This window comes from Shewanella sp. MF05956 (assembly GCF_059758055.1).
In genome coordinates this window covers 126,221-138,766 of the sequence record NZ_JCAYNV010000011.1, presented here as the reverse complement: position 1 = coordinate 138,766, position 12,546 = coordinate 126,221, and the positions used below count along the sequence as shown (strand labels likewise).

At 44.0% G+C, this 12,546-nt stretch carries 10 protein-coding genes; 6 read left to right on the top strand and 4 right to left on the bottom strand.

Annotated elements, in window-relative coordinates; all coding sequences use genetic code 11:
- Positions 1-59: 59 nt before the first annotated feature.
- The 5 genes from tldD to AC19MX_RS13605 all read left to right on the top strand — a co-directional run bounded on the left by tldD (position 60) and on the right by AC19MX_RS13605 (position 6,466).
- Positions 60-1,508 (top strand): metalloprotease TldD, encoded by a 1,449-nt coding sequence (gene tldD, locus AC19MX_RS13625; RefSeq protein WP_498298746.1) that lies wholly within the window; start codon positions 60-62, stop codon positions 1,506-1,508.
- Positions 1,509-1,747: 239 nt separating this feature from the next.
- A complete protein-coding gene (locus AC19MX_RS13620; RefSeq protein ID WP_498298824.1) occupies positions 1,748-3,145 on the top strand; it encodes a TolC family protein in 1,398 nt (465 codons plus the stop codon).
- Positions 3,135-4,121: an HlyD family secretion protein gene (locus AC19MX_RS13615; RefSeq protein WP_498298744.1), complete on the top strand. Its 987-nt coding sequence runs from the start codon at positions 3,135-3,137 to the stop codon at positions 4,119-4,121. The genes AC19MX_RS13620 and AC19MX_RS13615 overlap by 11 nt, the downstream gene beginning before the upstream one ends.
- A 21-nt stretch (positions 4,122-4,142) precedes the next feature.
- The gene (locus tag AC19MX_RS13610; protein WP_498298822.1) at positions 4,143-5,315 is read left to right on the top strand and encodes an ABC transporter permease; all 1,173 of its coding nucleotides are present in this window, start codon (positions 4,143-4,145) and stop codon (positions 5,313-5,315) included.
- Positions 5,312-6,466, top strand: a complete 1,155-nt coding sequence (locus AC19MX_RS13605; RefSeq protein WP_498298742.1) for an ABC transporter permease — start codon at positions 5,312-5,314, stop codon at positions 6,464-6,466. The genes AC19MX_RS13610 and AC19MX_RS13605 overlap by 4 nt, the downstream gene beginning before the upstream one ends.
- A 144-nt stretch (positions 6,467-6,610) precedes the next feature.
- Here AC19MX_RS13605 and AC19MX_RS13600 read toward each other — a convergent pair whose 3' ends face one another.
- Complete coding sequence (locus AC19MX_RS13600; RefSeq protein ID WP_498298740.1) at positions 6,611-7,123, bottom strand: tetratricopeptide repeat protein; 513 nt, start codon at positions 7,121-7,123, stop codon at positions 6,611-6,613.
- Between the two features lie 505 nt (positions 7,124-7,628).
- On the opposite strand from AC19MX_RS13600, the gene AC19MX_RS13595 reads away from it, so the two are divergent.
- A complete protein-coding gene (locus AC19MX_RS13595) occupies positions 7,629-8,183 on the top strand; it encodes an aspartyl/asparaginyl beta-hydroxylase domain-containing protein (RefSeq protein ID WP_498298738.1) in 555 nt (184 codons plus the stop codon).
- Positions 8,184-8,218: 35 nt separating this feature from the next.
- Here the strand turns inward: AC19MX_RS13595 and AC19MX_RS13590 are convergent, their stop codons facing one another.
- The 3 genes from AC19MX_RS13590 to AC19MX_RS13580 all read right to left on the bottom strand — a co-directional run bounded on the left by AC19MX_RS13590 (position 8,219) and on the right by AC19MX_RS13580 (position 12,545).
- Positions 8,219-9,109 (bottom strand): LysR substrate-binding domain-containing protein, encoded by an 891-nt coding sequence (locus AC19MX_RS13590; RefSeq protein ID WP_498298736.1) that lies wholly within the window; start codon positions 9,107-9,109, stop codon positions 8,219-8,221.
- A 344-nt stretch (positions 9,110-9,453) separates the two neighbouring features.
- Entirely contained in the window at positions 9,454-9,855 is a 402-nt protein-coding gene (locus AC19MX_RS13585; RefSeq protein ID WP_432400889.1) for a hypothetical protein, read from the bottom strand.
- A gap of 215 nt (positions 9,856-10,070) precedes the next feature.
- Entirely contained in the window at positions 10,071-12,545 is a 2,475-nt protein-coding gene (locus AC19MX_RS13580; RefSeq protein WP_498298734.1) for a hypothetical protein, read from the bottom strand.
- Position 12,546: the final 1 nt, after the last annotated feature.

Genomic DNA, 12,546 nt, shown 5'->3' with positions numbered 1-12,546 from the left:
GTGGGCGCTTAAGAACCTCATTCGCACTACGCGTTAGCTATTAATAAAAGAGAATTTGAATGCCATTTTTAACCCAAGTAGAGCAAAGCTTATTGCAAGATGGATTAACCTTAGATGGACTGCAGGGTTACTTAAATACCATTCATCAACACAATGTTGATTTTTCAGATCTGTATTTTCAAGCTTGTCGTCATGAGTCTTGGGTATTAGAGGATGGCATTATAAAAGAAGGCAGTTTCCACATTGAGCGTGGTGTGGGGGTGCGTGCTATTACCGGTGAAAAAACGGGTTTTGCTTATGCCGATGAAATTACCCCAGCAGCATTAGATGCCGCAGCAAAAGCCGCGCGTGGTATAGCTAGCGCGGGTGAACAGCATAAAGTAAAAGCATTTACTCGCCAAACGGCTCATAAACTGTATGACAGCGCCGACCCGATAGCTGCGATGGACGAAGTGAAGAAAATCGATTTGCTCAAGCAAGCCGATGCTTATATTCGCAGCCTCGACAGCCGTATTATTCAAGTTGTGGTCAGTTTATCTGGTGTGCATGAAGAGATATTAATTGCCGCTAGCGACGGGACATTAGCCGCCGACATTCGTCCATTAGTGCGTTTTAATTGCAGCGTTATTTTAGAAGACAACGGCAAGCGTGAGCGTGGCAGCGCTGGTGGCGGTGGTCGTCATGACTACAGTGTATTTTTAGCCACTGACGAGGCTGGTTTACCCCTTAGTTTTGAATTTGCTCGTGAAGCGGTGCGCCAAGCTCAGGTTAATGTTCATGCTATTGATGCACCAGCTGGCGAAATGCCCGTCGTGCTCGGTAATGGCTGGCCTGGCGTGTTATTGCATGAAGCGGTAGGCCATGGTTTAGAAGGTGATTTTAACCGTAAAGGCAGCAGTGCATTTAGCGGCAAAATGGGCCAGCAAGTGGCATCAACATTAGTGACAGTCGTCGACGATGGCACGATGGAAAATCGCCGTGGTTCGTTAAGTATTGATGACGAAGGTGTGCCAAGCCAAAAGACCACCTTAATCGAAAACGGTATTTTAAAAGGTTACATGCAAGACAAGCTCAATGCACGTCTAATGGGCCAAGCGCCAACAGGCAACGGACGCCGCGAATCTTACGCGCATTTACCCATGCCACGAATGACTAACACTTACATGAATGCGGGTGAGTCTAACCCTGCCGACATCATCAAGTCGGTTAAAAAAGGTATTTACGCACCCAACTTTGGTGGAGGACAAGTGGATATTACCTCGGGTAAGTTTGTATTCTCTGCCTCTGAAGCGTATCTAATTGAGAACGGTGAAGTGACGCAAGCCATTAAAGGTGCAACCTTAATTGGTAACGGCCCAGAAGCCATGGGGTTAATCTCAATGGTGGGTAATGATTTAACGTTAGATAAAGGCGTGGGCGTGTGTGGTAAAGATGGCCAAAGTGTTCCAGTAGGTGTGGGCCAACCGACATTAAAAATTGATCGTTTAACCGTAGGCGGTACAGCGTAACAAACGTTAGTGAATGAGCTTAATGCTGAGTGCTACAGTCGATTAAGCTCGTTTATGTATTGAAACGATTTGTTCTCTAAGGTTAACTGTATTGCTTACCTGTGCAGTGGATCTCAATGATTGACAGATAACCAATGTAGAGACAGGGTATAATTCATTAAGAAAATAGAGCATAAGCTCTAGAGGTGATTATGATTTTAATGAATGTGATTAGGCAATGCATACTGCGCCCTGCACGTATGGGGGGTTGTATTGCGCTATGTTTTAGTGCGTTAGCCTTTACCGGGTTGGCTAATGCTGAAACCGTGAGCTTTGTACAAGCGTGGCAGCAGCTATTGCAAGTGAGCGATCAACTGCAGGCTAAAAATCAACATGTTAACAGAGCCAAAGCGGAAGAAAGTGCCGGTGATGCATTAAACTACCCGTCACTCAATATTGCTGGCAGCTATACGCGCTTAGAAAAACCTATCGAATTAGATTTACAAGATTTAAACCCACTTGCCTCGCTTGATGTCAGCTCATTACCTAGCGCGATTACCGAAGTGTTAGCCACTATCCCTAGCTCAATGTATGTCACGCCATTTACTGAACAAGATGTGTTTCGTGCTAGCTTGCAAGCCATGTGGCCGATTTATACTGGCGGTAAAATTACCGCGGCACAAGGGATTCATGCAGCGCAAGTCTCTGAGACAGAACAAGAGTTTGCATTAGCCAGCCGAGAGTTATTTTTACAATTAGTTGACCGTTATTATGCTGTGTCGGTAACGCAAACGTTGGCCGATACGCAAAAACAGCTGGTGGACTCGTTAAGTTTACATGTGTCACATGCTGAAAAGCTTGAGCAACAAGGGCAGATAGCCAAAGTCGAGCGCCTTAATGCGCAAGTCGCACTCGAAAATGCCAAAGTCGATTGGGGTAAGGCGAAGCGCCAATATGAAATGGCCGAAATCGCATTAGCGAGAATGCTACACGTGCCAGCGGTTAATCCAACGACCGCGTTATTTATGCTTGAGCAGCAACCGTCCTTATCGCGCTTAAGCCAGCTAACCTTAACCCAACATCCTGCGTTAAAACTGCTTGAGGCTAAAGAAGCGCAAGCCAATGGATTGGTCGATTTAGAAAAAGGCAGCTATTTTCCAACGGTGTATTTATATGGGAATTACACCTTATATGAAGATGACAGCTTATTTTCTCAAGTGGAACCAGACTGGATGGTCGGCGTCGGTGTGAGTATTCCGCTTATTAGCCGTGACGGTCGCAGTGGTAAAGTGCTTGCAGCGAAAAGTGCATTACTGCAAGCGCGATATACCAAGGCGCAAACTCGACAAGATTTAAGCTTATTGATAGACCAAAGCTATCGGCAAATGCTGCAAGCCAAAGAAGAGGTTGATGCACTCGACAGCTCACTCGCACTTGCCACTGAAAACCTACGCTTACGCGAATTAGCCTTTAATCAAGGGCTATCCACCTCAATTGACCGTGTCGATGCTGAGCTGAGCTTAACGGCAGTAAAAACCAAGCAGTTAGGGGCAAAGTATCGCTATATGCAAGCCTATGCCAAAGTCATGGCCGTGAGCGGCCAAGTAGATGAATATGTTAATCGAACTCAAATTCAGGGAGCTTCACATGCGGACTAACAGAGTGATCGCAGTATTCGCATTGGTGCTGTTATTGTTATTACTGGGTTACGGCATCATGCTGGCATTTACGCCCAAACCATTGGTGCTGCAAGGGCAAATAGAAGCTCGTGAATATAATATCTCATCTAAGGTACCTGGACGTGTTGAACAAGTCCTAGTGCGTAAAGGTGACATGGTTGCTCAAGGTGATATTTTATTTGCCATTAGTAGCCCAGAGTTAGATGCTAAATTAATGCAAGCTCAAGGTGGCTTAGACGCGGCAACTGCGATGCAGCAACAAGCGGATAACGGTGCAAGACAACAAGAAGTCACTGCCGCACAAGAGCAATGGCGCAAAGCAAAAGCGGCCACTGAGTTACGAGTTAAAACCTATCAACGGGTTGAAAATTTATTTGATGAAGGCGTAGTCGCCAGGCAAAAGCGTGATGAAGCCTACACTCAATGGCAAGCTGCTAAATATACTGAGAAAGCCGCTTATGCTATGTATCAAATGGCACAAGAGGGCGCGCGCAGTGAAACCAAAGCCGCTGCCGCTGGGCAAACTCGTATGGCTGAAGGTGCGGTAAAAGAAGTGAACGCCATTTTAGCCGACAGCCAAATGCGTTCACCTAAAAAAGCTGAGGTGAGTGACGTATTATTGCAAGCAGGTGAGCTTGCGCCGAGTGGTTTTCCGGTGGTGAGCATTATCGATATGAATGATGCTTGGGCAGTAATGCAAGTGCGTGAAGATCAGTTGAGCCAATTTAAGCAAGACCAAACCTTAACCTTAGACATCCCAGCACTGCAACAACAGGTTGAATTTGTGGTGTCGCACATTAGCGTAATGGGCAACTTTGCAACGTGGCGCTCAACCGAAAGCGGCCACGATTTTGATATGCGTACCTTTGAAGTGGAGTTAACGCCAAAGCAGCCAATAACTGATTTGCGCGTCGGCATGTCGGTATTATTTCGTATCGACAAACTTGACCAATAAGTCGCATCACAAGGCTTAATGATGAGACAGTTAATTAAGCGAGAACTTAAAAGCCTGTGGCACTCACCATGGCAGCTAGCACTGATGAGCTATATTCCGCTTATTGGTGTGCTGGCTCTATGGTGGCTGTTTAGTGCTGGCTTGCCACGCCAACTGCCTGTGGCGTTAGTGGATCTCGACAACAGCCAAATAAGCCGAATGTTGAGTCGGCAGCTTGCGGCCAATTCTGTCATTGCCCCGCAGTCGTTTGCTAATGAGGCGCAAGCGATAGATGCCATGCGCCAAGCTAAAGTGTACGCCATGGTCGTATTGCCTTATCAGCTGAAAAAAGATCTGCTGACGGGTCAACAGCCCACCATTGATATTCGCTACAACAGTCAGTTTTTGCTGGTGGGTAAATTGCTGTCGAGCCAGTTACAGTTGAGCTTGGCAGAAGGACTGACCCAAATAGGCCAGCAGCGCTTGCTACTTAATGGCGCTAACAAAGCCACCGTCGATGTTAGTTTGAGCCCCATTACCAATCAAACCACCGCATTATTTAATCGTAATAACAATTATGTCGGCTTTTTAGTGCCGCCCATTTTGATTGCATTATGGCAATTGTTATCGATGTTGGTGTTTATTAATAGCTTAAATAAAGAGCTTATTCTGCATCAAGACCGCTATTACTTACCGAGCAATATTGGGTCGCTTATCGCCACTAAAGTCTTGTTTTACAGCCCGATAATGTTGTTGCATGGTGGGTTTATTTTATTGTGGCTATATCACTACTTAGGTTTGCCAGCAGCAGGTGCTTTGGTTGATTTAATGCTGGCACAGTCGGCTATGCTATTAGCGTTGTGGTTATTGGTATTAGTGATATTTATGGCGATGCGAGACGGTGCGCGCACCGTGAGTTTTTGCACTGCATTATTTGCCCCCGCCTTTGCATTTATGGGGATTACTTTTCCAGTCAATGATATGCCTGTGCTTGCCCAGTGGTGGCGTTTAGTGATGCCATCGAGCCATTATATTGACTCGCATGTAAGTGTGATCAGTTATGGCGCGCAATTACCCCAAGTGTTAGCGCAAATCAGTTCGTATTGGGGCTTTTTATTATTGTTGCCAATCATTGTGTTATTAGCACATAAAGCCAAACAAGTACCACGCACCGAGTCGGCTACCATCACCGCAGGTCAGGAGGTGATCCAATGAACTTCTGGCAAATAATGCTTGCTGAATTTAAGGGTATTTTAGCCGACAAAGCCATTGTGGTGACCTTGTTTGGTGGTGTGTTATTTTATTCAGTGTTGTATCCATTACCTTATTTGCAACAAGTGCCTACAGAACAACAAGTGGTTGTTATCGATCATGATAATTCATCGCTGAGCCGGTTGGTAACACGTCATGCCGATGCCAGTGCCAAAATTCATGTTGTGGCTAATTTGGGCAGTATTGATGAAGCTAAAACCTGGATTAGTGAAGGGAAAGCCCACGGTTTGTTAGTGATCCCAGCTAATTTTAGACGAGACTTATTGTTAGGAAAGGGCGCAACGTTAAGTTATGGCGGCGATGCCAGTTACTTTTTGATTTACTCCGCCGTGGCAGAAGGGTTAGTCGCAGCAGGTATGGATGCCAGTAAAGTCGTGCAGCTCATTGGTTTGCTGTCGCGTGGGCAAAACCCGCAACTGGCGCAGCAAAGCGTTAACTCTATTAATATTAACGCTGTGCCGGCATTTAACCCTAGCTTGGGTTACACCCCTTATGTGGTGCCGGGGCTCTTTTTACTTATATTGCACCAAACATTATTAATTGGCACTGGCATTTTAGGCGCAGGCCAGTGGCGTAAAAAAGGCTACTGGCAGCAAGTGCGTCCTACTCAGTTAGTGTTGGCGCGTTTAAGTGTATTTTTACTGATTTATAGTGTGTTTAGCAGTTTTTATTTGGGTTACTGCTTTTATTGGTATCAAGTCAGTGTTGCGGCAACCATTATTGAAGTGGGCTTATTTATGCTGCCGTTTCTGTTAGCCACAGGCGCCCTAGGGATTGTGTTGAGTAGTCTGTTTATGAGGCGAGATTTACCCACTCAGTTGTACTTACTCATGTCGATGCCGGTGCTATTTGTGTCTGGGTTTGTGTGGCCTATAGCATTAATTCCAGAACCATTAGTATTAGTATCTCAAGTTATTCCTGCCGTGCCAGCCATTATGGGCATGCTAGAGTTAAATCAATTAGGCGCTGGGTGGTTAGCGATATTGCCAAAATGGCTACAATTGTGGGGCTTATTTGCGGTGTTTGTGGTGATTGCCGTCTTTGCAGTTGCACAAAAACAAAAGCAAGCTAGCGTCATAAACAATAAAGTGTAGTGGTATGCTTAAGAGAATTAAAATAGACAGGTATCAAGTGATTGACCTGTCTATCGCATCACACTCAGCTAGATATGATGTTGTTACACTCATGAGTATTAACTGATTGGCGTTAACCGTCGCGGTTATTTGGTCGCTCTCCAATTACAACATACCTGTTTGTACTGTGTTTAATGTCGCCTCTAAACGCTCAAGGTTATGCTTATAAATACTGCTGCTATCGACTTTAGCTGCGCGTTTAAAGTCAGCTAATGCCCCTAAATTATCATTGTTCATTAACTTCATTACACCACGGTTGTTGTAAGCATAAGCACGCACAGACATCGAGGGAATGGCCACTAAAGAACGCGCGCTTTTTACCGCAGCACTGCACGCTTTTTCCGCTTTTTCCATGTCCGACATTTGCACGTAACCGGCACATAAGTTCACATTACGAGAATAGTCGTCTACGGTATATTTGCTGGCAGATAGCGTCGCTGTTAACCCTTCTTCAATATTACCCGCTTGCAATGCGCTCACGCCTGGTACGTCTTCAACAAGTACCATTTTGTATGCTGTACTACTCATGTTTTGACCTTGAGTATTAGCCATTACACTGGCAGATGCGGTTAATAGTAATGTGGCACTAATTAGACCATTAATGATGTTCTTGTTCATGATGTCGCTCCGTGTGAGGTTTGTGTAGCGCCGTGCTACAACTGAACTTTAGTGAAAAGACACATAGGCGACAAACGATAAAAAACGCATTAATGGGTTAAAAAAACTCACTTATGGTGGTTTGATAGTTTTGTTTAATTACTCGCCAGCGGCAATTAATGTTGTGTGTTTCATGACATGGCCATCAAACGATTTTATTTAACCTCCACAATTTTGACTGAACCTGAAACCTTAACAACTTACACATCCTTTTATAAACCCTCTTCAACGGTATCAAGGAGTTTAATACTGATAGTTTGTAAGCCAAATTAACATAATTAAAGTCTATTTTTACTTATAGAAATTTGCTTTGTTAAAATTTTAATGTCTTTACATCAATAAGATAGAGCATGTAGGATTATCACTAATACTTAATCAAAGGCAGCCAGAAACTATTGGCAATAATCACTGATTTTCAGCCTGAATGTGGCTGATAATGCTAATAGTATATTTAGGATTAATGATAATGTTTATTGAAGCCTCTAAATTTTCTTTTGTGAAAGAGCTTGAAGCTAATTGGGAAATAATTCGGGATGAATTTCTTGCACTGCCAAAGGACTCGTTTGATCCATGGGTTCAACAACAAATGCATGGTCAAGGCTGGAGTGTCTTCGGTTTGTATGCGCTTGGGAATCGTGTTGAAGATGCATGTGTTAAATGTCCTCAAACAGCAAAACTCCTTGAAAACATCGGCGGCATTTCTCTTGCTGGTTTTTCGCTACTAGCCCCCCATACACACATAACACCACATGTCGGCTGGGCCAATAGTGTATATCGTTTACATCTTGGATTAGTGGTGCCACCTGAATGTAGGCTTCGTGTTGCCAGCGAAACCCGTTATTGGGAAGATGGTAAATGTTTAATATTTGATGATACGGCTGAACATGAGGCTTGGAATGATTCTGTTCAATATCGTGGCACATTAATGTTGGACTTTCTTCGGCCAGATATTTGTTCTTTCACAGAAGATATGGTGCCAGACGACGTTAGACAATACGCTGAACAGCTATTGAAGCGATAATAAACAGTTTAATAAAGTCGTTATCACTCTAATTATTAATGACTTTCGTCATGAAAGCTTTTAAGGATCCAATCGATAAGCAGTTTTACTTCGGGGCGCTGTTGCTCATTTGTATGGCGGGTAAGGTAGTAGCGGTCATGGCTGTAAAGTGGGTGAGAGAATAGTGGAATAAGGGTGTTGTTATCAAACCAGGCTTGGCTAATAGGCAGTGGAATTAAAGCTACACCTAGTCCTTGCTCTGCGGCGCGTGCGACGCTGAACATACTGTCTAATTGTATAATTTGTTTTGGTTTAAATTGCTCAAAACCGACATTCTCAGCCCATTGATGCCAGGCGTAAGGTCTGGCTTTATGCAGTATTAACGGCACTGTTGTCAGTGCTTTAAAGCCTTGAAAATGCAGTTCGCTGTGAAGTTGTGGGTTACAGGCTGGGATATACGTGATGGGAAATAAATCGTAAACATCTTCACTCGGTTGTTGCTTGCCAGACAGCATAATCGACACATCAGTATGCTTAATGACATCACTGCGCGACTTAATGGTTTCAAGTTTTAGATTGATATTAGGGTATTTCGATGACCAACCAATGAGTTTTGGCATAAACAATTCACTGGCAAAAAATTCAGGCATGGAAATGCTCACTTCAAGCATTCGGTCAGACTGATTAAACTCGCTAACGGTATTGACCAGTTGTTGCATTACAGGTTCGATGGCTTGATAAAAGCGTGCCCCGACTTCGGTTAATGCTATTGAGCGTGTTTGGCGGATAAACAAACTTTGGTTTAATGTTTCTTCTAGCTGCTTAATTTGATGACTTACCGCAGAAGGCGTTAAATACAGCTTTTTAGCGGTTTCTTTAAAGCTTAAGCATTCAGCAGCAACGCAAAAACACCGTAAACCGCGCATAGAAGTGTGTAAAGGCAGCATTCAATTCTCAACAACTATAATGACTTTTCATAGGGTAAATGACAAAGATGACAATCATTGGCGGGATTATCCATAACTGACATTGTCACTTAACTCAAATTGACCACTAACCTGATTTGATAACTGTTTAGCGGGTTAATAGTTAATACAGCAAAGATTAGACCATTGTTAATATATATTTAAAACAATGTGTTAAGTAATCTAGGAGGGTGTTATTGAGTCGTGATGGTGCCTAGCGGATAAGTATGTGCACCACAGTAGTGCAGTATCGGTTAGGTAACCTCGTTTAGGCAATCTCGTTTAGGCAACATCAAGCAGGGCTAGTGCTGAGTGAATTTTATCGACTAGAAATAAAGTGTTTCTTTTTGCTCGCCATCAATAAAGATGTCGCACTTGTCAGCAGTGCTGTTTTTCGCTGATTGCACAATACTGGCTACCACGCCAAAAGCTCCACCTTGGTCGCCTAGAACCGAACCAAAATAGCAATCGCCCTTAACAGCCATACCTTTGTATTTAGCGTTAAGATGTTGAGTTGGGGTCATTGGTGGGAATTGACCTTGCATAATAGCGTCGCCATTAGCAATAAGTTGCAGTTTGTTTTTTTCTTTGTCGTATATGCCACCAAAGATGATGGTTTGATCATTAACCACAACCGTTTTATTTTGTGCCACGATAGGTGGTTTCGCTGCACAAGCAGTAAGAAGCACGCCTGCAGTTAAGGTAGAAATTACATAAAGTTTGCGCATTATTGTTCCTTAGTATGCGTCGAAAGACGTTTACCTGTCTCTCGTATTAATAAACTAGCCCTGTTTATAAATTGAATTGATTTAAAAACCATTGAAATACAGCAACAACACTGTTTACTGTATTTCGGTCGCTATTGTAACAACTTATCAACGAATTCCAACCACAAAAAAGCCTGCTGAGTCAGCAGGCTTTAGATTAGTGTAAGTGAACAGAATTACGATAAGGTGACAAAAAAGCTTAACGTAGTAACGACACCTTTTGGTGTTGTAGCCGTTAAGGTGACTTGGCCAATACCCGATGCGTCTTCATTTTTCAGGGTGAATGATGTTGACGTACCGCCAGCGGAGTTTTGACTCGGTACGCTATAACCTGCAAATTGTAAGTCACCCAATGTGCTTGTTACCGTTAAGGTCGTGCCCGCAGGTAAGATTTGGTTAGCACTGTCAGCGAGTTGCACCTTAAATGTCGCGGTACTGCCGTTGGCTATTGCTTGAATATCGTTATCGTAGTCATTAATGACTGTACCATTTTGGCTCACGGTAAAGTTGGCCGTTGACCCTGACATGGTCAACACTAACGCTTTACGGATATACGTTGTCATGGCCGTGCTGTCGCATAAACTGCCTTCACATTGTGGACCGTTAAATTTAGTATCAGCGTTTTGATATGACGTACTAGATTTAAGGTTAAAATACGGCTCACCTAAGTCGTAAGTACGAGACTCATTGTCGTCTCTAAAGGCATCAGGTAAATCAACAAAACCGCCAGTATTATAGGTTTCAACATCCATACCGTTGCCACTACAAGCAACGAGTGTCGATCCGCTTAAACAGCCATTAACCGCAACGCCGTCAGCATCGTCAAATACATTATTACCATTGGTGTCGAAGAAGGTCTCGTGGCCAAGAGCGTAAGCCAAAATGGTGATGCGGTGATCGCTTACGCGAGGTGAGGCAGAGGTCCAGGTAACTGCACAGGTGCCACTTACTACAGTACAAGATGGTTCGATTTGGCCACCTTCTGCAGTAAAGTTAATCGTGGTGTCATCTGGCGCAGGGTTACCAAAACTGTCTGATGCATAGACTGTAATCGTGACATCTTCGCCATTGTAATCGCCAGCCTCAGGGTTCGATGTCGATGCTGAAATACTAAAACCCAATTGCTGTGGCAAACCCGTATTGACAGTTAATAGTTCTGATTGGGTTGTGATGGTTTGATTGGCATCTGAAGTTGAAGCCATCACCCGAACAGGTGTAGGGATTGTTCCGGCTTGTACACGAACACTGACTAAGCCTTCTGAGTTAGTCACGCTGCTATCAGTAATGTCATTGTTGATAAATTTCAAACCACCGACTGAGCTGTCTAATGTAAAATCAACTTCTTGTTGTATTGCCGGTTGGCCACTTGCACTACTCACTAAAAAAGTGACTAAAGATGATTCTGTTGAGCCCGTACCGCCAGCACCTTTAATGCGGATTTGGTTAGGTTCAGCAGAGATAAAACTAATATTCGACAAGGTTTGACGGGCTAATGTAAAAGGTAAACTTGCCGTTAAGCTGGTGCCATTGACGATAGCCGTTGCAATGATTGTATCGCTGTGCTCACTGTTACCGCTGCAGCTGGAGTCTGAAAACGTTGACCTTGCCGAGCCTGAAATACTGGTCACAGGTGAATCAAGATTAGCATTACTCGTGATCATACAATCAGAGCTAAAACTGATGCTGGTTGGGTTTTGTAAACGAGTAATTGTGCCATCTATCGCTTCTGTCACTAAGGTGGCTGTAACGCCAAAAGTCCCGCCAGCACTAATGGTATATTCGCCATCGGCGTCTGCGGTTAGTGTTGTCCCTAAGACGTTTTCAACAAAGTCACCGGTCGCATCATACGAGCCGATCTTTATCGTGCCATCGGTCGGCACATCACTTGTTGCTAATACTTCATAGGCGCTGCTGCTGGTTAGAGTGGTGCTGTCATATTCTGTTGTTGCTGTGAGTAAGTTAGCGCCTAACTCTGTATCTGTCGGAGTGAAGTTAAGTGTCGCGATACCAGAGGCTTTAGTGAGTGCCGTGGTAGGCGTTAGCGTAGCGCTTCCGGCATTAAAGGTCACTATTTGATTGGCAATACCGAGGTTATTGCTGTCGGTTAGTTGCGCGTTTAACTGTACTGTGTCACCAACATTGAAACGTGTTATTACACCGCTACTGTCACTAATCGATACCGTAAAGTTGATTGCTTCTACAGGTGCTGTAGTGGTGTATTCTTTAAACTGATAATTACGGCTGGCACTGACGGTATCAGCATCATCTGGCGTATAGGTCACGCTTAACGTGCCAGCTTCTGTGCTGGTGGAACTGACGATTGTTGAGGCGATACCGTTCGTGTTGGTTAATACAGACGCTGTGCTTAGCGTGGCATTACTGGTGCTAAATTCAATGAGTGCACCGCTAACATTGGCGTTACCCAATTTAAGCTGTGCGACCGCACAAAAGCTGTTTTCAATATCAAAAATTAAACTGTCGGTACTGGTATCGCATTGGCCATTGACCACATTTTGATAACTAACCGACACGTTGTAGCTGTCATCTGATGTATCTGAATCGGTGCCATCAGCGGCACCGTTACAACCTGTAAATACCAACATTGAAGCAAGAGATAGAAAAAGTGCACGTATCGTTGTTTCAAGCCGCATT

What these genes read in the sequence shown, in the direction of transcription:
- tldD (WP_498298746.1), top strand. Translation starts at nt 60, where the DNA reads ATGCCATTTTTAACCCAAGTAGAGCAAAGCTTATTGCAAGATGGATTA.
- AC19MX_RS13620 (WP_498298824.1), top strand. Translation starts at nt 1,748, where the DNA reads ATGGGGGGTTGTATTGCGCTATGTTTTAGTGCGTTAGCCTTTACCGGG.
- AC19MX_RS13615 (WP_498298744.1), top strand. Translation starts at nt 3,135, where the DNA reads ATGCGGACTAACAGAGTGATCGCAGTATTCGCATTGGTGCTGTTATTG.
- AC19MX_RS13610 (WP_498298822.1), top strand. Translation starts at nt 4,143, where the DNA reads ATGAGACAGTTAATTAAGCGAGAACTTAAAAGCCTGTGGCACTCACCA.
- AC19MX_RS13605 (WP_498298742.1), top strand. Translation starts at nt 5,312, where the DNA reads ATGAACTTCTGGCAAATAATGCTTGCTGAATTTAAGGGTATTTTAGCC.
- AC19MX_RS13600 (WP_498298740.1), bottom strand. Translation starts at nt 7,123, where the DNA reads ATGAACAAGAACATCATTAATGGTCTAATTAGTGCCACATTACTATTA.
- AC19MX_RS13595 (WP_498298738.1), top strand. Translation starts at nt 7,629, where the DNA reads ATGTTTATTGAAGCCTCTAAATTTTCTTTTGTGAAAGAGCTTGAAGCT.
- AC19MX_RS13590 (WP_498298736.1), bottom strand. Translation starts at nt 9,109, where the DNA reads ATGCTGCCTTTACACACTTCTATGCGCGGTTTACGGTGTTTTTGCGTT.
- AC19MX_RS13585 (WP_432400889.1), bottom strand. Translation starts at nt 9,855, where the DNA reads ATGCGCAAACTTTATGTAATTTCTACCTTAACTGCAGGCGTGCTTCTT.
- AC19MX_RS13580 (WP_498298734.1), bottom strand. Translation starts at nt 12,545, where the DNA reads ATGCGGCTTGAAACAACGATACGTGCACTTTTTCTATCTCTTGCTTCA.